Here is a 19,758-nt window from a genome sequence, read left to right as displayed (position 1 = left end):
TCGAGCCAATAGGTTTCTAATATGGTCGAAAAAGATGAGTTAGTGGATTTTATCCCAGACTCTTGTAGTCATCTTTTGGACAAAAATAACCAAGAATTGAGGACAGAGATTCCTGAATTGGCTAGAGATTGGGAGAAAATGATAGAAATAGAAAATACCATCTATAGACTGCCGACAAATCATTCATTCATTAATTCAGATTCGAGAGAGTTAAATGATATCGAAGATGGTTCTGTAGATCTAGTTGTCACAAGCCCGCCTTATTTCAATATTAAAAACTATAATGATGAAAATGGGCAGTTGGGGTTGATCGATGAATATGAAACATTCATCGATGAGCTTGAGGATGTCTGGGAAGAGTGTTATGATAAGTTAATTCCTGGAGGTAGAATGTGCGTAGTCGTGGGAGATGTACTCCAGTCACGACGGGAAGCAGGCCGTCACAGAGCACTACCGTTGCATTCCTCAATTCAGGAACAATGCAAAAGTGTCGGATTTGACAACCTAGCGCCAATAATTTGGGCAAAAATCGGGAATGCGGCATTAGAAGCAGGAGGGAATGCCAGATTCCTAGGAAAGCCCTACGAACCAGGAGCAGTAATAAAAAATGATATAGAGTATATTCTGTTATTCCGTAAGCCGGGAAAATACCGTTCACCATCTACCGCCGAACGAGTTCTCTCCACAATTCAGGTCGATGACCACAATCAGTTCTTTCGACAGATATGGACGGATATTCAAGGGGAGAAATCAGGAAATCATCCTGCCCCATATCCGGAAGAACTAGCAGAGCGTCTAATTAGAATGTATTCCTTTGTTGGCGATACTGTGATGGACCCCTTTGCTGGTATTGGGACAACCACAATTGCGGCATCAAGAAATGGACGAGATTCAATAAGTTTGGAAGTTGATGAGGAGTACTTAGAGATGGCCAAAGACCGGCTTGAGGATTTGAAGCCACAGCAAAGAATATCTTGATGATCACATATTCATATTTCAAATAGTATATTCATTCGGGCATCTCTTTTCGTCCCTCGATGTAGCAGTCAGCGCAAGGAAAGTCTCCGTGGAGATCGTCGCAATCACAGTCGGAGTGTTCCGGTGCATTGAGCGGGGGAGAGTCGTCGGTAGATTCTCCGGTGATACCTCCATCTGTTGCCGCGCGGACCGGGTCCGAATCGGTGTGGGTCCCGAGCTGATCGTCTATCGCACTGGGATCAGCCCATTCTGGGATGGAGGTTTCGCCGGTCGCGTAGTTGACTCGGCGTTCGTGCTTGCATTGTTCCTCTGCATCGAGGTTGTGGTGAGCGTCGGGACAGTCACAGCGGCTTTCTCGGATGTCCACAAGGTACTCAGAGCCGCTTTCCGAGATAACGAGGTACCGGCCATCCGCGTCTTTGACCCACCCCGTGTTGGGCAGGACGGTCATTTTCTCGGTTAATGCGCGAACGGCACGCTTCGGTAGGTCGGTGGGGTTTTCACCCGTCAGAGTGTATTCGGTCATGCTTCTGTAGCCCAGAAGCGCGGTCGGTGTTGGCGCACCGGCCATTTCCTGAATGGCGACACCGCGCTTCGTACTCAACAGTACGGACCCTACCCACTTAGTACTTCCCATATGCGGGAACGTTGCCAAATGCGGTGAATTAAGTCACCCGCGTACGTGGGCAATCACATGGCACGCCGCGCACTGTTGACTGATCGAGAACGAGAACTCATCGAGGGAGAGGAAAGAGTCGATGAAGATCTGCGCTATCAAGCTATCTCACGGGTCCGTCGTAAGATCAAGGACGAACTGACGACCGACGTTGAGATACTCCGGGCCAACCATCCCGATCTCTACGCAGAGCTTCAAGACACCGTGTGTAACAGCACAGAGGAGAACGATTCGACATAACAACCCTCCGAGTCGGGATAAGATTCGCCGTCCTCAATAAAGGGAAACCGCCGGTTGGAACATTAGTCGGCGCGCGATCTACGAATGTAGGTAACTCTCTCAGAACAATTTCCGACTGAGAGTCAGGTATTTCCGAGTCGGTAAATCTCAGGTGTTTTCCACTTCTTGCCTTTACTGTCGAAATTCACGGGTTTTGAGTGTCCTAAATGCGGGTGTATGGGGGATTCGGTCAGAGCTACGATCCATAATTGGCTCAGGAGACTCCAGCGCACAGAGGGTTTTGAAGACTCTCGTGTTCCCTCAATATGTGCGTTTGATGGTTGGATTTTCGTCCTATTCTATTCCTTACTTAAGTTAAGATACTGCGGGAAGTTTACCTCTCCTCTGAGGTTTTAAACCCTACAGTTAAAACCTGCCGCAAAATTGCTGTAGTATTTAAACTCTTTAAAAAATACTGCAGAAAGTTTACCTCTCCTCTGAGGTTTTAAACCCTAAATAGAACAATCTCATACTCTGTAGGTCATAGGGTTGTCCACATAAAAGTTTATCATGTGAGTAACCCAATGACCTCATTGGTCGAATTCAACATAGTTTTCAGTTACACTACCGCACCACTGCCATTCGTCGGCACCCTGATACCCCGAACCCTCGGATTTTAGTACGTTATCTCTCTTCTTCATTTCTTTGAGCCAGTCGATTACACTTGATTTATAGCTGCCTGTTTCATCTGCGATTGTTTTGGCGGAACACCCCTTTGGGAATTGTTTTAGAACCTTCAAGAATTGTTTTCGCTTCTTCGTCATCGAGTGGTACGTCGTTTCGATCCGTTCATCAACCAGTATGGATGGAATTGCACCTGACCAGACGTACACGATTGCTCCAGAATCGGGATCGTCAGGATCGCGTGCATATCGTCCTACGGCTTGTGCCAAATTGCTCTCACGTACGGAGACCAAAAGCTCTCTCGCAATATCAGCATCAGGCCCGACGAATTCCCGTCCCACTTCTCGACTGATCTCTCCTCCTTCAGTTACCATTCGTTTCGGCTTCGCGATAGCGTCACAGAGCGCGAGATAATCGAGGATATTCTCGTCACCGGGATCGATGGACGCGAGGATAGCCCCACTCGATTCGTCTGAGTAGTCATTCCGGCTTTTTTGCTCGCCGTAGTGCATTGTCATTGGATCCTCGATTCCCGCGGCAGTCATCATCTGCCGAATATTGTCTTCGACGTGGTCAGATGTAACACAGGATTGGAAGTCATCCCCATGCAACTCCCGAATCTTCTGGATGATCGCTTTCGCTCGCTTTTCGCCGGCACCTTTCCACCTTGACGTATAGGATCGAGTTGCCGTGCCAACCTGCTTGATGATCAATCCCCGTTCGTTTCGTCGCCACCAGGTTCGCTCAGATGGCGACAACACGTCTCTCTTCGTAAGGTTGTCCACCGTATTGACACTCCATCGGAGTTCTGAGGGGAACGCATCGAGTCCGATCACACAGCGGGCTTCGGATAGATCGGGAGTATTCTGGACATGTCGGATTTCTCCGCCGTCAGTTATCACGACCTCGATACCGCTATCTTGTCCGCGATAGCGACCTTCAAGGATTTCTTCCGCGTCAAGAACCGCACGTCCGATAACTGGCGTGAGTCGATGGGTTTCTTCTCGTTGGAACAGCCATTCCTGCGTGACTTCGTCCTGAAAGTGTTGTTCAATCTTCTCTTTTTCCTCTGTCTGATCACGAATTGCGGCTTTTTTGAAATCAACCTCCGTAAACTCGCCATCTGACCGGTGTTTGAGTAGGTTTGTTGTCGCCCGAGTGAACTGCATGCGCTCAGGGTCATTGAACGTCAGTTTGTATTCCGGACGCTCGTCAAAAATGACGTTAGCTCCATCAATGAGTTCGTCAACCTTCGCGAAATTGGCTGTGACGTGAAGTACGTCGTACTCAAGCTCCTCACTGTCACTCTGAACATCCCACCATTGGGTGACAGCGTCGCAATGCTCTCCACAGGGTAGATCGTACTGTTGATTCAGTCGCCGATGAGCTTTCTGGAACGGGATATTCCGCACGTTGCACATCCAGTCGAACCATTCGGAAGGTGTTCGACCATTTGGTGCGGTCAACTCATCGTCATAGTCACCGGCAGCTACTGGACAAGCGTCAGTTCGACCTCGGAGTACGTGATATTCTACTCCAAATGTATCTCGGCTTTTCTGGACGGCATCCTTCCGTGCTTCTTTGGTCTGATGGACATGGATGACCGGATTGCCACCGGTGATTTCAGGATAGTCTCTCCAACGAGTCGTTGCCATAAGGTGGCTCTTGCCGAGTGAAGTGGGCGCGTCTATGAGCGTATTCTCCGCTGCACGAAGTGCCGAATGGAGCGTGTCTTCGAGTCGATCACGGGCTTCGCTGGTAGTGACTCTGTGCGGAGAAGCTGTCGATTCGTCGTAGGCATCGCTATGGGAGATTGAATCTGTAGTCATAGTGGAATGTTGGCAGAAGTCTCTTGACGGTGAGGTAGACGCCCATCAATGCGCATTAACTTCGTAGGATCCGACAGTTGCGACTGGACGGGAGAACTAACCGCGAGAATCTGCCTTCACTGTATAGACAACATCCAGACGGAAATAGATACCGGAATCCGCCCGACAGCGTTGAGGTAGCTATTGATCAAACAAGTTGACTTCCTCTTCAGGGAATGCCGCGTGACGTTCTCTGATCGCCTCTGGATCGTCAGCTTGGAACCAGTCCTTGAGATCCATCGCACAAGGGGCACAGAGAACGTATTCCAAGTCATCATGGACCATTCCAACTTTTGCATCCTCAGGGTGGGGGTGATCAACAACAATCACTTCCCGATATTGCTCATCAATATCAAATTCAGTCTCGCAACGTTCGCACTCTTTTGTAAGAGCTTCTACCATCCGTGAGGGAAATCAAATCAAGAACGGATAAGGATGCCTGTAGAGGTTTTCTATTCCATACCGAACTCCTCACGCCGTAGTTCCCGCTTCTCACTCTCCGTCCGGGCGTCGTAGTGCTTCTCCAGTGTCTTCACGGAGACGTTCATCCTGTCGGAGAGGAGTTCCTTCGTGTGGCCGTCGTTGAGCCACGCCGTAATCGCAGATCTCCGGATCGCGTGAGGTGGGACTGAGTCAGGGCATCGTTGAGCGGTGTCACGTCGTTGGGCCGCTTCGCAACTGTCTGGACTTCTATCGTGAGGGCACTGATCCACGTACACGCACGGACGGGTTACTGAGTTAATATGGCCGCGGATATTCGAGTGAACCGGACGGCCCTGCTTCGTTGTTATCAACGGTTCTCGTCCGTGGTCGTCAGTCACATCATGTCTATGCATCCCAATGTAGTCGTCAAGCACGTTGCACACCCACTCGTGGAGGTTGATCTCACGCTCTGCTCCGTATTTGTTCTTGAGCGGTGTTTCTGATTCTGGACGATGGCGCACCTCAATGTACTGTTCCTCTGGGTTGTAGTCGCCGAGGTCTATTGCTCGAAGCGATCCGATGCGGAATCCGGTGTCCCACAAGAGGGAGAAAACGACGTGCTTCAGCGTTCCGTATTCGTACTTCTGGAGGAACTGAAGGATCTGTGCCGCCGTTTCCGAATCAATCATCGTGTTCCGAGAGTCATCCTCGGGAACGGGCATCAAGATGTTCTCAGCAAGCCCTTCGACCAGATCTCGGGATTCACACCATCGAAGGAATACCCGAAGGACGGTCATCTGGTTGTACAGCGTGACGCTGTTGATATTGTCCTCGTCTCGTCGGTAGAGCTTGAAGTCGGAGATGTGGAAGCCATCGAGTTCGTTGACAGTGTCCAGACCTTCGCTCTCACACCACTCGATGAATTGTGATAGCAGGGACGAGTGGTTGTAGTAGGTAGACTCGGATATGTCTGCTCGCCGTTCGTTCAGATACCGTTCGACTGCGCGTTCGGTTGTGATTTGTCGAGTCATCGGAATTTCCGAATCGCTCGACCCTGGATGGTGATTCCGTGGTGGTTCTCATCCGGACTTGACTTCGCGGAAGCGCCGAATCTGCCGCAGGCAGACGCGAGAGGCGCTGAGGAGGTCGGCGGTTCAAATCCGCCCCAACCCACTGATTTTGCGCCGAACAATACCGTGGGGCGTAAATCTGTCTTTGGGGCGATTTGAAACAGGGAGTGAGAGGTGAGCGAGTGAAGCGAGCGAACGGGAACGACCGCGGTTCAAATCCGCCCCAACCCACTTTTGGTGCGAACAATCCGTGAGCGGCAAATGCGGTTAAGGAGATTTGAACCAGGGCAGACACGCGCAGGGAAGCGAGTAGATCTGGACGGGGTTCAAATCCGCTCAGAGAGCTCTGTCTCTCAAGCCGTGCGTCACGTTCAACACGAGGCCAGAAGAACAAACGCTTCCGAACTCTCGTTCGCTTCGCTCACGAGGACGGCTCAACCCCTGCGTTGTCTGGCCGCTCACTTCTGAGCACTGCCTGTATGAGACGAGGTTGAAACAAACGACAGCTGACAGGACTGAGTGCCGATCCAGATTTACCCAGCGATGTTGTACGTGAGGATAATACCGGACAATCTTCAACATTCCCGTGGCCAATTACTCAGTATTTTGATTAGACATATAGATATCAGATGATAATGTGGCCAGGACCAGTACATTTAAACGCTCTACTTTGTTACATGGTCGCATCATGTCCGACGACAATAGCATGAATCGACGGCGATTCCTCAAGGCTACCGGGGCAGCGACGGTAGGCGTTGGATTGGCCGGTTGTAGTGGTGGCGGAGATACCGAAGCCAACACCGAGGAGCCAGGGGAGATGGAAAGCGGGACCGACACGGGCGATGGCGATGGGATGTCTGACGAGGGTGGCGAGTACCAGCCTCCGAGTAATTACCCGTACGGGATCAACGAGACGCAGGTCGGCGAGGCTCAGCGGGTGATGAAAGAGGCGGGATACGGACCGGACAACCGGTTCGAGCTCGACTGGTTGCAGTACAAGAGCGGTGCCTGGCAGGAGATGGCGAACACGATCCGGGCACGTCTCGATTCTGCCTATATCGATATGAATATCAACCAGGCAGACTTCGGGAGCCTGCTCGAAACCACGGAGAACGGCAACCACGAGGCGTTCACCCTTGGATGGGTCGCCGACTATCCGGCCGCCCAGAATTTTCTCCAACTCGTCGATCCGAAGAACACGGTCTACGACGCCGAGGGGTACACGCCCAACGGCGCGCGGATGTTCTGGTCCGAGGACGTCAAGGGAGACGAAGAGATTCGCCAGTATATCACCGAACAATTCGATCGGATTCAGAACAATCCGGAACTGACCGACGAGGCCCAGTCCACGCGCGACGACGCCACCGAGAAGATGGAACGGGCCCTCTGGGATTCGGCCGCACTACTCCCAGTCTACCACGAGGTCGACCAGTTGTTCTGGTACGATCACGTCGATTACAATCCGCCGGGTGGGATGGGACCGTCGCGAGCAAAGACGAACATGTCCGTCAGCGGTCTGGAGGGAGATGACACCGTCAACGACATCTCGGGCACGTTCAGTTCCCTGGATCCGATCGCCTCGGGGAACACAGAGAGTGGCAACAAGGTCATGGATATGTTCGACGCGCCGTTGAACTACGTCAACGGGACGGTCGAGACCGAACCCCTCATCGTCGAGGACTACACTGTCAGCGACGACCTCACCGAGTACGAGTTCACGCTCAAGGAAGGCATCCAGTTCCACGGGGACTACGGCGAGGTCACCGCGTCCGACGTCGTCTACTCGTTCCGACGGCTCGTCGAGTCGGACAACTCCACGAACACGTATTTCCCGCTATCGGTGCTCGATATGGAACACGAAACCGACGACGAGGGGAACGTCGTCTCGGGCTCGACCGGAGTCGAAGCGACGGGCGAGTATACGTTCACGATTTCGCTCAACAGCCCATTCGGGTACGCGCTGGAGGTGTTTGCGTACTCCGCGTTCTCCGTCGTTCCCGAAGGCATCGTCGGCGACATCGAAGGGTACGACGGCGAGATGGCCTGGGAAGAGTTCTCGACGAGCCCGGTTGGCTGTGGCCCGTTCGTCTTCGAGGAATGGCAAGAAGGCAACGGTGGCCAGTTCCGCGCCTCCGCGTTCGAGGATTACCACGGCGGGGCCCCTTCGTTTGGGGAGACCCACGAAGCGATCATTACCGAGGACAGTGCCAAGTACAATTACTTCCTGAACGAGAACGCCGACGTCAGCGAGATCCCGACGCCACAGTACGATCCGGAACTCGTGACCGAGGAGACGACCAACGACCGGGGCCAAACGCTTGGCACCTACGGCCCGTTGGAAGGCGGCAAGACCGTGAACATGTCGACGACCCCGGCAATCAACACGTACTACGTCGCGTTCCACATGGAGAAAGTGCCCAAACCGGTCCGTCAGGCGATGGCCTACGTCCTCACCCGCGAGGACTTCGTCGAGAGCGTCTTCAAAGGGCGGGGTGAAGCAGCCTATCACCTCACGCCCAAGCAGGTCTTCCCGGGCGGCGCGGAGGGATACGACTCGAACTACCAGGGATAGGCCGGGACGAACCCTCGGCCGAAGTACCGGTTCCGAACGACAACCGATATTGTTAAATCAATATAGCCGATACCAAAATCGGACAACCCAGTATGCCCTCGAGGATGGAGTCATCGTCGCGACCGGCGGTGCTGTTTCCCGGAAGACGAGAGTATAACGTGGTGCTATCCGGATCGTGGCCGACGCCGGACACAACGGCGGGGCCGGAGACGAGCGCGCCCGGACCAGACAGGACAGGACACCGGTTCCGAACGCCGGTCGAGGGAGGCGATCGATGAATCGGTTCCTCTATCTCTTCAAGCGACTGTTACTGGCGGTACCAGTGTTCCTGTTCGGTATCACGATGAGTTTCCTGGTCCTGTACAAGGGGCCGATCGATCCCGTCTTGTCCATTCTCGGGCGAGATGCGACGCCGGAAGACGTCCGCCAGCTGAGAATTGCCCTCGGGATCATCTATCCCGACGGGACGCCCGTCCCCCTTTGGTCACAGTACTTCAAGGTCGTCACCGATCTGGTGACGTTGGACTTCGGGCAGTCCTGGATCATCCAGCGCGGGACCCCGGTGTCGGATCTTATCCTCAATCGAATGCCTGCGACGCTATGGCTCGGATTCTGGTCGGTCGTCATCGCGCTCGCGTTCGGGGTTCCGGGGGGACTGTACGCCGGCCTCCGAGCAAACACTTGGCGTGATTACATCGCGTCGGGGGGCGGCATCATCTGGCGAGCGATGCCGAACTTCTGGCTCGCAGTGATGCTCTCCGGCCTGCTCTCGGCCGGCGGGGCACTCTCCTTCTATAAGGGCCTCTTCATCCCGACGGATGTGATCGGGACTCCAGGCGCGTTATCGAGCATGTTCGGCAGTATCGACATCTTCGCCGGGATACCGTTGCTCGAGGCCATCCGGGTACCAGTCCCGAACTGGGAGAATTTGGCGATTTCTATCAAGTGGATCCTGCCCGCGGCCCTGGTACTCGGATCGGCGTCGATGGGTAACGAGATCCGTATCGGTCGGACCGCGGTACTCGAAAGCATCAACTCGAAGTACGTCGAAACCGCGAAAGCGAAGGGCGTGTCCGGTCGGCGGATCATCACCAAACACGTCGGACGCAACGCACTCATCCCACTGTTGCCCGTGATCATGGGTGAGTTCTATCTGCTCATCGGCGGGTCCGTCCTCGTCGAGAAGGTCTTCTCGATCCGCGGACTGGGGAACATGTTCTTCCGTGGCGTACTCGGTCCGGACATCCCGCTCGTGATGGGGCTTGTGTTCCTGTTCATCGTCGTCCAGGTCACGGTCAACATCACCCAGGACATCCTGTATACGTTCATCGATCCGCGAATCACGCTGGAGGACACTGAGAGGTGACATCGATGTCGGACACTGATCCAACCGCGACGCGCGAAGAGTTGACCGGGCACGAGAACGTCCCCCTCCGGACACGGATCGCGGAATCCCCGCGACCGTTCCTGAAGTGGGTGTCAGTCCTGGCGATGCTGACCGCCGTCGAGTTCGGCACGTACGCCTCGCTGACGGTCGCGACAGTCGAGCGAACGTTCGTCGGCGTGACGGCGGTTTTCGACGTCGCCCTCGGATTCGTCTCCAACGGCGCGGCGAACGCGATCGTCAATTTCCAGACGGGAGTTTCCCAGTTTCTCATCGGCATCGGTGACGCTGCAGCGGCCATTCCGACGCTTTTCAGCCGGGCGGTAATCCCCAACCAGGGACACAGGCTCGGCCCGAACGGACCCTGGGAAGGGACGTTCCTGGGGCTAGAGCCAGCCGTCGCGTGGGGGATCCGGTTCACCCTTATCGTCGCATACACGCTGTTTTTCAGTTACTGGCTGTTCCGGGGCTGGAAAGTCTACCGCGAGCACTACCGCCAGGCCGACTGGACGCCGACGGACGACATGTTCCGACGGCTTCGGGTCCATCGATGGGGGCAGTTTGGCATCCTCATTCTCCTGTTATACCTGACGATGGCCGTGTTCGGACCGGCGATGGGTCCCACGACTGTCGAACAAAACATCCAAAGTTCCTACAGCTACGAGGTCAAGTACTTCGACGCGGAAGCGGGTGAGGTCGAGTCGATTCCGGTCGGCGACGCCAACTTCAACTCCAAGTCCAAGGGCAGTGCTGAGAACGTCGGCCCGATGACTTACGACGACTACGGACGGTTCCACCCGTTCGGGACGCTGAACAACGGACGTGATCTGTTCACATTCCTCATGGGTGGGGCACGGATCACGATGATCGTCTCCGGGCTCGCGATCGGGCTCGCGACGTTGATCGCGGCCATGCTGTCGATGGTCTCGGCGTATTACGCCGGCACGATCGATCTCACGATCCTCACGGCCGCGGACGGGGTGGTCTCGGTTCCCCGGTTGCTCCTGTTGATCATGGTAAGTGCCGTCTTCGCGAACCACTGGCTCGGGGGGATCCTCGATGGTGGGTTCATCCTCGCGCTCGTGTTCGCGTTCACCACGTGGCCGTTCCTCTGGCGAGCGGTGCGTGGGCCGGCACTCCAGGTCGCCCAGGAGGAGTGGGTCGACGCGGCGCGGAGTTTCGGCCAGCGGCCCCGGACCATCATGCGCAAGCACATGCTCCCGTACATTGTCGGGTACCTGCTTGTCTACGCTTCGATGTCGACTGGCGGGATCATCATCGGGCTGTCGGCGCTGTCGTTCCTCGGCAACGGGCTGGGTATCAACCCGCCGACGCCGGCCTGGGGACGTGCCGTTTCCCTCGGACAAGACTACGTGTCGACGGCGTCCTGGCACATTTCGCTGATCTCGGGGCTGATGATCGTCGTGCTGGTCACCGGTCTCAATGCGTTCGGCGACGGCATCCGTGACGCGATCGATCCGGAGACGGAAACCGCCGAGGGCGAGGAATCCGCCGAGAGCGTAGGCGATGAAGCCGCCGTGGGAGGTGGGGCCTGATGTCGAGCGAGCAATTCGAGCCCGACTTCTCGCGACGCGACGAGCAGCCAATTCTGTCCGTCAGGAACCTCCAGACCGTCTTCCACACGGACAGGGAAACGATCCGTGCAGTCGACGACGTGAGCTTCGACGTCTATAGCGGCGAGACGGTCGGCATCGTCGGCGAGTCCGGCTCCGGCAAGAGCGTCACCGCTCGGTCGATCATGGGATTGATCGAGTCCCCGGGACAGGTACTCCCGGACTCGTCCATCCGGTTCAAGGGCCAGGAGCTGACTGAATACTCCGACGCTGAGTACCGTGAAGTCCGCGGCAGCGGCATCGGAATGGTGTTCCAGGATCCCCAACAGTCGCTCAACCCGGTTTATACGATCGGCAACCAGATCCGAGAGGCGTTGCGGATAAACCGCGACATCACCGGTCAGGAAGCTGTCGAGAAGGCGACGGACCTCCTCGAGTCCGTCGGCATCCCGGACGCGAAACGCCGGCTCGACGAGTACCCCCACGAGTTCTCGGGCGGGATGCGTCAGCGTGCCGTCATTGCGATGATGCTCGCCTGCGAACCCGATCTGCTCATCGCCGACGAGCCGACCACCGCACTGGACGTGACCATCCAGGCACAGATCCTCGATCTTCTGAAGGACCTGCAGGAGGAGCGCGACCTCGCGATCCTGTTCATCACCCACGACATGGGCGTCATCGCCGACATCTCCGATCGTGTGAACGTGATGTACGCCGGGCAGATCGTCGAGAAAGCGTCGGTCGAGAATCTCTTCGAGCGGTCGAAACACCCCTATACGCGGTCCCTCATCGAATCGATCCCGGGAGAGCACTCCCGCAAGGAGGGGCTCAACACGATCGAAGGCGAGGTGCCGACGCCGAACGCGCCTGCAGACCACTGTCGGTTCGCCCCGCGATGTCCCAAAGCCTTCGGGGCGTGTGAGAAAGTCCCGCCAGTCCACATCGATGTCGGTGAGACGATAGAGCACACTGCCGCGTGTCTGCTGTATCCCGAGGAGATGGCGGAGTCGGACCGGGTCGCACACCACCGGGCGCGTGCGAACATCCCAGAAGCCGACACAGAGGGCGACGAGACAGAAGCCGACACGGAGGGTGATGAGACATGAGCAAAGTGTCAGGACGGACTGAACGAATGGCACAGGCCGGTGAGACGTTGATCGAGGTCGACAATCTGAAGAAATACTACGGGGGTGGCGGGTTCTTCGCCCAGCCATCAGTCAAGGCCGTCGACGGGGTGAGTTTCTCGATCAAGCGTGGCGAAACGCTCGGTCTCGTCGGCGAATCCGGTTGCGGGAAGAGTACGCTGGGCCGGACGCTCGTTCGACTGGAGGAAGCCACCGACGGGACGATTTCCTTCGACGGGACGGACATCACAACCCTGTCGGGCGAGGATTTGAAAGACTGGCGTCGCAACGCCCAGATGGTCTTTCAGGATCCCGAATCCAGTCTCAACGATCGGATGACCGTCGGCGAAATCATCCGGGAGCCCCTGGACGCCCACGACTGGAAGACCAAACAGGATCGACAGGAGCGGGCGCTGGACCTGCTGACTTCTGTGGGGCTGCGCGAGGAGCACTACTACCGGTACCCCCATCAGTTCTCGGGCGGGCAGCGACAGCGGGTCGGGATCGCCCGGGCACTTGCCCTAGAACCGGAGTTCATCGTACTCGACGAACCAGTCTCCGCACTCGACGTAAGCGTCCAGGCGAAGATCATCACGCTGCTCGAAGAGTTACAGGTCGAGTTCGATCTCACGTACCTGTTCATCGCCCACGATCTCTCTGTCGTCCGCCACATCTGTGATCGCGTCGCAGTCATGTACCTCGGAAAAATAATGGAGATCGGCCAAACCGAGGAACTCTACGAGAACGCCCAGAACCCCTATACGCGATCGCTGTTGTCGGCCATTCCCCATCCGGATCCGTCGTCGTCGTCCCACCGGATCACCCTGCCCGGGACGCCGCCGAGCCCACGGGATCCGCCGACGGGGTGTCAGTTCTCGACGCGGTGTCCAGCCAAGATACGGCCGGAAGCGTACGAACACGTCGAGGACGACGTCTGGGATGGGATCGAACGCTACCGGGAGGTCGTCCGCGAACGATCGCGGATGGATCTGGGGACAATCGACCGCCTCAAGCGTCAGGTCGGCCGCTTCTCGGCGTACGACGACATCGACGAAACGATCGTGGATCTCTTTGGCGATCTGGACGTTCCCGCGGACGTCCGTGAACACGTCGAGACTGCCGCGGAACTGGTCAAAGACGGACGGCCGGAGGACGCGCGTCGTCACCTCACCGACGAGTTCAACGGCGAGTGTGACCTGCGGCGTCCGGAACTCCACTCGGTCGGGGACGAGGGCCACATGAGCTACTGTCACCGACACACCGACGAGTACGAGGACGCCGAGCCCGTCATCACCCGACGTACTCGTGACACGTAACGCGCTCCGGTACGTCGAGTTCTTCTACTGGGTCGGCGTCGTCTCGGGAAGCGTCCTCCTTGTGTTAGCGGTCCCGGCGTTTCTCGTCGGGGACGGGCTCCTCTCGCTGAAGTACGCGCTGTTCGTCGTCGGATTTATCCTCTTCGGCGTCGGGAGTTTCGCCATCCAGCCGTCGCCGCGGGGTCGCGGGCCGATCACGCGGCTATTCTCCTTCAGCGTCGCCGGAGACTCGGCATTCGGGTTCGAGCAACGATTACAGGAGCTGCCGCCACTCGAAGGATCACACCTCCCGATCGAGTACAGGGTGAACCGGAACGTGAAGCTGTTCGTCACGAGTCTCGTCCTCCTGGCAATCTCGGCCGTCCTCGAAGTTTGGCTCGGCGTCACAGTCGGGTGACGGCCACCTACCACCCTTTAATGGCCTGAACCTGTAACGAAGAACATGGTCAGACTCGGCCCGGACGACGTGACTCTCGACGACGGCGAGCAGTTGCTCGCAACCAGTGAGGCGGCCCGCAGTGGCTGGGAACAGACGCTCGAAGACGTAGCGGCGATGGCGAGAGACCGTGCCAGCTCCGGGTTCGAGACGCTGATTCTCACGTCCGACGACACCACGCCGAAACCGCCCGGATCCGGTGAGGCGGACGAATGGGGACTCGTGTACATCGTAGCGAGCAACCAAGCCGAGGAGTTGCTGGCGTTTTCCAAGGAGACCGATTTCGACGAGACCGTCGTCTACCAGGCGAGTAGTGCCGGCCACGTATTCGTCGTCACCGAGTGTCTCGACACGGAACGGGACCGCGCCCTGTTCGTGGCGGGGACCTACAGAAAGCAAAACGCGTCGGTGCTGGTCGAGGCTGCTCTCGAACGCGAGGAGATGTACACCCATCTCAAAAAACTCGACGGGACGCTGCTGGAAACGATCGAACACGACGACGCCGAGCAGTTTTTCCCCAACTCGAAGTAGTTCGACATCGACGCTCGCTGAGCGCTGGCGACAGACGCTCGCGGCACGGGAACGGTGAGAATATGTGAAGAAATACGTTCCTATATACAACGGTATAGGGGCTGCTGACGAAGCGTGTGGGTATGGAGTATACCACACTCGGTTCGACCGGTATGGAGGTCAGCCAGCTGTGTCTCGGGGCGATGAGCTTCGGCAGCGAGGAGCCCTGGATGCTCGACGTGGAGGAGTCCCGCGAGATCATCGAACGGGCGATCGAGTTGGGCGTGAACTTCTTCGACACCGCAAACGCCTACTCCGACGGCGAAAGCGAGGCGATCCTCGGTGACGTCCTGGCCGAACACGACCGCGACGAGCAGGTCGTCGCGACGAAGGTCCGCTTCCCCGTCGGCGAGGACTCGCCCAACGCGTCGGGACTTTCACGGAAGACCGTCCAGCAGGAACTCGACAACAGCCTCGATCGGTTGGGCATGGACACGATCGACCTCTATCAGACCCACCGCGTCGATCCCAACACCCCCTTGGAAACAACCCTCCGGGCGCTCGACGACGCCGTCCAGCAGGGAACGGTTCGCCACGTCGGGACCTCTTCGATGTGGGCCCACCAGCTTTCCGAGCGCCTCCGAGTGAGCGAACGCGAGGACCTCGTGAGCTACGAGACGATGCAAAACCACTACCACCTGGCCTACCGCGAGGAGGAACGCGAGATGCTCCCGCTCACCGAGAAAGAGAACATGGGGGTCATCCCGTGGGGGCCACTCGGGCAGGGCTTCCTGACGCGCCCGTTCGACGAACTCGAAGCCACCGACCGGGGCGACCCGGAGAACTTCCACAACCCTACCGACGAGTACACCCGCGGCGGCGGCCGAGAGATCAACGAACGGGTCGAGGAGCTCGCCAAAGAGTACGGCGTGACGATGGCCCAGATCGCGCTGGCCTGGCAATATCAAAACGAGTACGTCACCGCGCCGATCGTCGGGACGACCAGCGTCAAGCACTTAGAGGAGGCCGTCGAGGCGATGGAGATCGACCTCAGCGAGTCGGATGTCGAGTATCTGGAGGACCCCTACGAGCCCCAGCCGATCGTCGGCCACGAGTGACGGTCGACCGACAGCCCGCGGTCGGCGCCGACCCGCCGCGTTGAAGCGTCTGCCGGACCAACGGCCGTCGTGGACAGGGATCGACTGGAGACGCGGCTGGTCGAGCGCTTCGACGCGGTCCCACGGGCCGCGAGAGTGGTGGCCCGGCAGGCGACCGATCTCGACGACGCGGGCCGCTACGAACGGGACTTCGACGCTCCGCTGACCGTCGAGATCGTCGTCGCCAACCTCGCCGACGCCCCCGACGAGTGGGACCTCGTCGAGCGCTGGAACTGGTGGCTCGGGGCGCTTGAACTCTCACACGGCGGCTACAGCCAATTCGGGGTCCGTCATGGCGGCGTCTGAGCCGCCGAGGCGACAGACGACCGGACTTTACGCCGTGGAGTCGGTAGTGTTCAGATAAGGATTGAAGGATGAGGCGTGGCGTTTTCAAAGTGTCTATGCCCGAAAACGCACGCCTCAGCGGTAGTATCGACCAGATCGACTTAGAGTTTGTGGAGCGAGAAGCGACACCGCGATTTTTGATGAAGCTCAGTATTCAGTTGCATCTTGCTGGACTATCGCTTTCGAATACTGTTTCAATTCTTGAGGTATTCGGTGTCCAACGCGCTCGTTCAACCGTCCACAACTGGGTTCACAAGGCCGATCTACAGCCCGAAACTGGACGGAGCCCGGATCACGTTGCGGTTGACGAAACCGTGATCCGACTCGACAACGAGCGATACTGGCTGTACGCTGCCGTCGATCCCGATACAAACGAATTGCTCCATACAACGCTTGAACCAACTACAAATTCAGCTCTTGCTCACGCGTTCTTTCGCGAACTCCGCGAGAAACACGATCTTGACGACGCGATGTTTCTCATCGATGGGTCGCACTCCTTGAAAGACGCTTGCAACCGACACGGCCTCGATTTCAGATACGAACGCGCTGGAAATCGGAACAGCGTCGAACGTGTCTTTCGTGAGGTAAAACGTAGAACATCTTCGTTTTCAAACTGTTTCAGTCACGCCGCTGCGGAAACAGCTGACGACTGGCTCAGATCTTTCGCATTTGCATGGAACCAGCTTATCTGAACACTACCGGATTATCCCAGTGTAATTCGCCCAATCTGTGGTGTGTCATAATTCCATTTCAATACACAGCTACCGGTAGCTTATTGATGCTGACGCGTCTCCTTGAAAGTGAATCGCTTTACGGCCCTGTGGTGACTCAAGAGAAGCTGCTCCGCAGTTTAATTGAGAACGGTGAAAGGAACAAAACCCCAGTACTGCTCGGGGATTGTTTCCTTGAGGAATGCGCGTCGCGCAAGTGGGTTGGGGCGGATTTGAACCGCCGACCTCCTCCATGTCAAGGAGGTGTCATAACCAACCTAGACCACCAACCCGATCGACCTTCGTATCCCTTCGTAGTTTGCAGGCACAATTGAAGGTTTCGAAACGGAGCTAACCCCGTGAGGAAGTCCCGGTCGGCGCGCGATCGGCCCTGTCACCGCCACAGACCCCGAACGCCGCGCCAGACGATAGTGATCCCCGAGAACCACGACGAGGAACGGGCGACCAGTCAGTCACCCGACGGTGACAGATCGATCCGAGCTTGGCGAGACGAAAAATCCCAAACTCAGCAATCCGGCGATCCCGGCGGCCAAGACGACGTAGACGTACATCCCCTCGACACCGACGACGGTCGCGATCCAGCCACCGACGACCTGGCCCGCAACTCGGCCGGTCCCGAGTCCGATCGCCGCCAGCGCCGCCTGGGCAGAGGCACTCAACGCCTCGGGAGCGTACTCGTGTGCCAGCGAGACCGACGCCAACGTGAAGAAGGCGAACCCGGCCCCCTGGGGCACTTGTGCCAGGAAAACTGCCGGGAGTGTCCCGGGCGTCACGTACAGGACAAAGGAAAGTGCAAGGATCACTGTCCCGAGGAGCAACTGCGAGCGGTGGCGCCACCCGAGGCGGGCCGCCCCGACGAAGACGGCCGCCTCAGCGAGAGTCCGGACGAACCAGGCCGCGCCGGTCATCGAATCGCCCGCGTCGATTGCTCGGATGTACACCGAGAAAAAGGCGCCTCCGGTTGTCGTTGCCGCCCCGATCAAGACCGCGACCAGCAACAACAGGACGAACCGTCGATCAGTGACCAAGCGAAGACTGTCCGCACGGAACTCCGGCGTGAGATCGGTGGCTGGTGGTTTCGGGAGTTCGCGCAACGAGACGACAAAGATGACCATCCCGACGGCGTAAACCACGAAGATCGTGGCCGTCCCGAACGCGTCGACCAGCGGCCCCATCGCGAGGATGCCGACGCCGAAAGCGACGCTCCCGAACGCCCGCACGTTCCCGAAGTTGATCCCGGAACCCATCACCATGGAGTTTGCAAGCGGGATGATGGGCGAGCGGAACGCCGAGTAGATGACCGCCGCCAGCAGCATCAACAGAAACGGCGACTCGACGATCAACCCCAGCGGAAACAGCAGGCCGCCAACGATCGAGACGAGCGCACCGACGGCCATCGCGAGTTTTGTCCGACCGTAGGCGTCGGCCAGCACCCCCCAGATCGGCTGGACGAGGATCCCGGCCCCGACCAGTACCGCGCCGATTACCCCCATCTGGGCCTCCGAGAGACCGATGTCCTCGAAGAAGACGTTCCGGTATCCCGAAATACCGTTCGCTGCCGCATACAGGACGAGATACAGCAACTGGTACCGCCGCTCGTCGCTCAGCACAGTCCATCCCTGCCTGTCCCATCGGCTCGCATCTTTCACATCTTTCCACATATGATGAAATAAGCCTTCATATGTATCCACAGGGTGTAATGGGTAACCGTCACATGGACGGTCGGCACCGTTAAGATAGAACTGGACAAAGCCACGCGCCATGCCTGGTCCAGTGTTTCTCGAAGGCGAAACCGTGGCCCTCCGGCCGATCGAGGAGGAAGATCTCGCGTTCGTGCAGCGTGAGCGATCGGACGAACGCGTCTGGCGTACGTTGGGATGGCCCGTCCCCTCGAACCGCGAGCAGGTCGAGGCGTTCTACGAGGAGACGATCTCCGACGAGGAGACCATTCATCTCCTGATTACCGTCGACGAAGAGCCGGTCGGTATGGTGAGTTTTCACGATCTCTCGGAGAAGGACCGGCGGGGCGAACTGGGGTACTGGGTGGCGGCCGACCACCATGGCAACGGCTACGCCACTGACGCTATCGGGACAATCGTCGCCTACGCGTTCCGTGACCTCGGCCTCCACCGCGTCGAGGCGAAGGTTTTCGACGGCAACGACGCCTCCCGTCGCGTCCTCGAAAAACTCGGATTCACCCACGAGGGCATCCACCGCGAGGCGACTTTTTCTGACGGCCAGTTCCGTGACGTCCACTGGTACGGCGTGCTGGCCGAGGAGTTCGATCTCGATAGAGAATAAAAACGCCGAAACGCGTCACCAGTCGACGGAGATCGTTCCGTCACCCTGGGGATCGGGTGCGAGTTCCTCGTTTGTCCGGCGGTCGATAACGTGGATGACCCCTCGATCCTTCTTGGCTGGACAGACCTTAGCGGCCTCGACGTTCGCATCGAGTTCGCCCTCGTCGATGAAGTATCGCTTCGGACGGGCGATCCCCGTCTCGAGGTCTAGTTCCCAGTTGTCGGCGACCTGGGAACACTTCCCGGCCCCGATACACTTGTTGGCCTCGAAGACCACCTTGTAGGGCTTTTCGTCGATCGGCGGGGCGTCGCGCTCGCCGATCTCTGCTGGGTCGATAGCGTCGTTGTCTTGCCCTTCGGTATCACTCATGGTAGGGCTGGGGCGTTCCGA

19 protein-coding genes and 1 tRNA gene are annotated in these 19,758 nt (G+C 57.6%); 13 read left to right on the top strand and 7 right to left on the bottom strand.

All coding sequences use genetic code 11. The annotated features are described in order from the left end of the window. Nucleotides 1-21: 21 nt before the first annotated feature. Nucleotides 22-978, top strand: coding sequence for a DNA-methyltransferase (locus tag BN2694_RS16075; RefSeq protein WP_135667447.1), 957 nt, complete (start codon nucleotides 22-24; stop codon nucleotides 976-978). Nucleotides 979-1,009: 31 nt separating this feature from the next. Here the strand turns inward: BN2694_RS16075 and BN2694_RS16070 are convergent, their stop codons facing one another. Further along, a complete protein-coding gene (locus BN2694_RS16070; protein ID WP_135667445.1) occupies nucleotides 1,010-1,504 on the bottom strand; it encodes a hypothetical protein in 495 nt (164 codons plus the stop codon). 168 nt (nucleotides 1,505-1,672) lie between these two features. On the opposite strand from BN2694_RS16070, the gene BN2694_RS16065 reads away from it, so the two are divergent. After that, nucleotides 1,673-1,894 (top strand): hypothetical protein, encoded by a 222-nt coding sequence (locus tag BN2694_RS16065; protein ID WP_135667443.1) that lies wholly within the window; start codon nucleotides 1,673-1,675, stop codon nucleotides 1,892-1,894. A 569-nt stretch (nucleotides 1,895-2,463) separates the two neighbouring features. On the opposite strand, the gene BN2694_RS16060 is transcribed toward BN2694_RS16065, so the two are convergent. From BN2694_RS16060 to BN2694_RS16050, 3 genes are all read right to left on the bottom strand, one after another. Beyond that, entirely contained in the window at nucleotides 2,464-4,386 is a 1,923-nt protein-coding gene (locus tag BN2694_RS16060) for a hypothetical protein (protein ID WP_135667441.1), read from the bottom strand. Nucleotides 4,387-4,566: 180 nt separating this feature from the next. Further along, a complete protein-coding gene (locus BN2694_RS16055; RefSeq protein WP_135667439.1) occupies nucleotides 4,567-4,827 on the bottom strand; it encodes a hypothetical protein in 261 nt (86 codons plus the stop codon). A gap of 50 nt (nucleotides 4,828-4,877) precedes the next feature. Next, nucleotides 4,878-5,879, bottom strand: coding sequence for a tyrosine-type recombinase/integrase (locus tag BN2694_RS16050; RefSeq protein WP_135667437.1), 1,002 nt, complete (start codon nucleotides 5,877-5,879; stop codon nucleotides 4,878-4,880). 727 nt (nucleotides 5,880-6,606) lie between these two features. On the opposite strand from BN2694_RS16050, the gene BN2694_RS16045 reads away from it, so the two are divergent. The 10 genes from BN2694_RS16045 to BN2694_RS16000 all read left to right on the top strand — a co-directional run bounded on the left by BN2694_RS16045 (nucleotide 6,607) and on the right by BN2694_RS16000 (nucleotide 17,028). Next, the gene (locus BN2694_RS16045) at nucleotides 6,607-8,490 is read left to right on the top strand and encodes an ABC transporter substrate-binding protein (RefSeq protein WP_135667435.1); all 1,884 of its coding nucleotides are present in this window, start codon (nucleotides 6,607-6,609) and stop codon (nucleotides 8,488-8,490) included. Nucleotides 8,491-8,764: 274 nt separating this feature from the next. Continuing rightward, entirely contained in the window at nucleotides 8,765-9,856 is a 1,092-nt protein-coding gene (locus tag BN2694_RS16040; protein WP_135667432.1) for an ABC transporter permease, read from the top strand. 5 nt (nucleotides 9,857-9,861) lie between these two features. Further along, complete coding sequence (locus BN2694_RS16035) at nucleotides 9,862-11,430, top strand: ABC transporter permease (RefSeq protein WP_135667430.1); 1,569 nt, start codon at nucleotides 9,862-9,864, stop codon at nucleotides 11,428-11,430. After that, entirely contained in the window at nucleotides 11,430-12,554 is a 1,125-nt protein-coding gene (locus tag BN2694_RS16030) for an ABC transporter ATP-binding protein (RefSeq protein WP_135667428.1), read from the top strand. Before BN2694_RS16035 ends, BN2694_RS16030 begins: the two co-directional genes overlap by 1 nt. Then, complete coding sequence (locus tag BN2694_RS16025) at nucleotides 12,551-13,888, top strand: ABC transporter ATP-binding protein (RefSeq protein WP_135667426.1); 1,338 nt, start codon at nucleotides 12,551-12,553, stop codon at nucleotides 13,886-13,888. The genes BN2694_RS16030 and BN2694_RS16025 overlap by 4 nt, the downstream gene beginning before the upstream one ends. After that, nucleotides 13,878-14,285, top strand: coding sequence for a DUF7555 family protein (locus BN2694_RS16020; protein WP_135667424.1), 408 nt, complete (start codon nucleotides 13,878-13,880; stop codon nucleotides 14,283-14,285). Before BN2694_RS16025 ends, BN2694_RS16020 begins: the two co-directional genes overlap by 11 nt. 45 nt (nucleotides 14,286-14,330) lie before the next feature. Beyond that, nucleotides 14,331-14,855: a DUF7529 family protein gene (locus BN2694_RS16015; RefSeq protein WP_135667422.1), complete on the top strand. Its 525-nt coding sequence runs from the start codon at nucleotides 14,331-14,333 to the stop codon at nucleotides 14,853-14,855. A 122-nt stretch (nucleotides 14,856-14,977) separates the two neighbouring features. Further along, nucleotides 14,978-15,952: an aldo/keto reductase gene (locus BN2694_RS16010; RefSeq protein ID WP_135667420.1), complete on the top strand. Its 975-nt coding sequence runs from the start codon at nucleotides 14,978-14,980 to the stop codon at nucleotides 15,950-15,952. A gap of 69 nt (nucleotides 15,953-16,021) precedes the next feature. Continuing rightward, complete coding sequence (locus BN2694_RS16005; protein WP_135667418.1) at nucleotides 16,022-16,297, top strand: hypothetical protein; 276 nt, start codon at nucleotides 16,022-16,024, stop codon at nucleotides 16,295-16,297. Nucleotides 16,298-16,392: 95 nt separating this feature from the next. After that, a complete protein-coding gene (locus BN2694_RS16000) occupies nucleotides 16,393-17,028 on the top strand; it encodes an IS6 family transposase (protein ID WP_135662690.1) in 636 nt (211 codons plus the stop codon). A 236-nt stretch (nucleotides 17,029-17,264) separates the two neighbouring features. Here the strand turns inward: BN2694_RS16000 and BN2694_RS15995 are convergent. After that, nucleotides 17,265-17,339 (bottom strand) — tRNA-Val (locus BN2694_RS15995). A 180-nt stretch (nucleotides 17,340-17,519) separates the two neighbouring features. Further along, nucleotides 17,520-18,677: an MFS transporter gene (locus BN2694_RS15990; protein WP_167880069.1), complete on the bottom strand. Its 1,158-nt coding sequence runs from the start codon at nucleotides 18,675-18,677 to the stop codon at nucleotides 17,520-17,522. A 151-nt stretch (nucleotides 18,678-18,828) separates the two neighbouring features. Between BN2694_RS15990 and BN2694_RS15985 the strand changes: the two genes are divergently transcribed. Next, nucleotides 18,829-19,368, top strand: coding sequence for a GNAT family N-acetyltransferase (locus tag BN2694_RS15985; RefSeq protein ID WP_135667414.1), 540 nt, complete (start codon nucleotides 18,829-18,831; stop codon nucleotides 19,366-19,368). Between the two features lie 15 nt (nucleotides 19,369-19,383). Here BN2694_RS15985 and BN2694_RS15980 read toward each other — a convergent pair whose 3' ends face one another. Then, nucleotides 19,384-19,737 carry a ferredoxin gene (locus tag BN2694_RS15980; protein ID WP_135667412.1) on the bottom strand — a complete coding sequence of 118 codons (354 nt, stop codon included), beginning with the start codon at nucleotides 19,735-19,737 and terminating at the stop codon, nucleotides 19,384-19,386. Between the last annotated feature and the right edge of the window lie 21 nt (nucleotides 19,738-19,758).

The organism is Halorhabdus rudnickae (genome assembly GCF_900880625.1).
Lineage (GTDB): Archaea > Halobacteriota > Halobacteria > Halobacteriales > Haloarculaceae > Halorhabdus > Halorhabdus rudnickae.
This window is presented reverse-complemented; position numbering and strand designations above follow the sequence as displayed.

Excerpts from the sequence above, each read along its gene's own strand:
- BN2694_RS16070 (WP_135667445.1), bottom strand. The coding sequence starts at position 1,504 with ATGACCGAATACACTCTGACGGGTGAAAACCCCACCGACCTACCGAAG.
- BN2694_RS16050 (WP_135667437.1), bottom strand. The coding sequence starts at position 5,879 with ATGACTCGACAAATCACAACCGAACGCGCAGTCGAACGGTATCTGAAC.
- BN2694_RS15980 (WP_135667412.1), bottom strand. The coding sequence starts at position 19,737 with ATGAGTGATACCGAAGGGCAAGACAACGACGCTATCGACCCAGCAGAG.
- BN2694_RS16030 (WP_135667428.1), top strand. The coding sequence starts at position 11,430 with ATGTCGAGCGAGCAATTCGAGCCCGACTTCTCGCGACGCGACGAGCAG.
- BN2694_RS15985 (WP_135667414.1), top strand. The coding sequence starts at position 18,829 with ATGCCTGGTCCAGTGTTTCTCGAAGGCGAAACCGTGGCCCTCCGGCCG.
- BN2694_RS16010 (WP_135667420.1), top strand. The coding sequence starts at position 14,978 with ATGGAGTATACCACACTCGGTTCGACCGGTATGGAGGTCAGCCAGCTG.
- BN2694_RS16045 (WP_135667435.1), top strand. The coding sequence starts at position 6,607 with ATGTCCGACGACAATAGCATGAATCGACGGCGATTCCTCAAGGCTACC.
- BN2694_RS16060 (WP_135667441.1), bottom strand. The coding sequence starts at position 4,386 with ATGACTACAGATTCAATCTCCCATAGCGATGCCTACGACGAATCGACA.
- BN2694_RS16035 (WP_135667430.1), top strand. The coding sequence starts at position 9,862 with ATGTCGGACACTGATCCAACCGCGACGCGCGAAGAGTTGACCGGGCAC.
- BN2694_RS16055 (WP_135667439.1), bottom strand. The coding sequence starts at position 4,827 with ATGGTAGAAGCTCTTACAAAAGAGTGCGAACGTTGCGAGACTGAATTT.
- BN2694_RS16015 (WP_135667422.1), top strand. The coding sequence starts at position 14,331 with ATGGTCAGACTCGGCCCGGACGACGTGACTCTCGACGACGGCGAGCAG.
- BN2694_RS16000 (WP_135662690.1), top strand. The coding sequence starts at position 16,393 with ATGCCCGAAAACGCACGCCTCAGCGGTAGTATCGACCAGATCGACTTA.
- BN2694_RS16040 (WP_135667432.1), top strand. The coding sequence starts at position 8,765 with ATGAATCGGTTCCTCTATCTCTTCAAGCGACTGTTACTGGCGGTACCA.
- BN2694_RS16075 (WP_135667447.1), top strand. The coding sequence starts at position 22 with ATGGTCGAAAAAGATGAGTTAGTGGATTTTATCCCAGACTCTTGTAGT.
- BN2694_RS16025 (WP_135667426.1), top strand. The coding sequence starts at position 12,551 with ATGAGCAAAGTGTCAGGACGGACTGAACGAATGGCACAGGCCGGTGAG.
- BN2694_RS16065 (WP_135667443.1), top strand. The coding sequence starts at position 1,673 with ATGGCACGCCGCGCACTGTTGACTGATCGAGAACGAGAACTCATCGAG.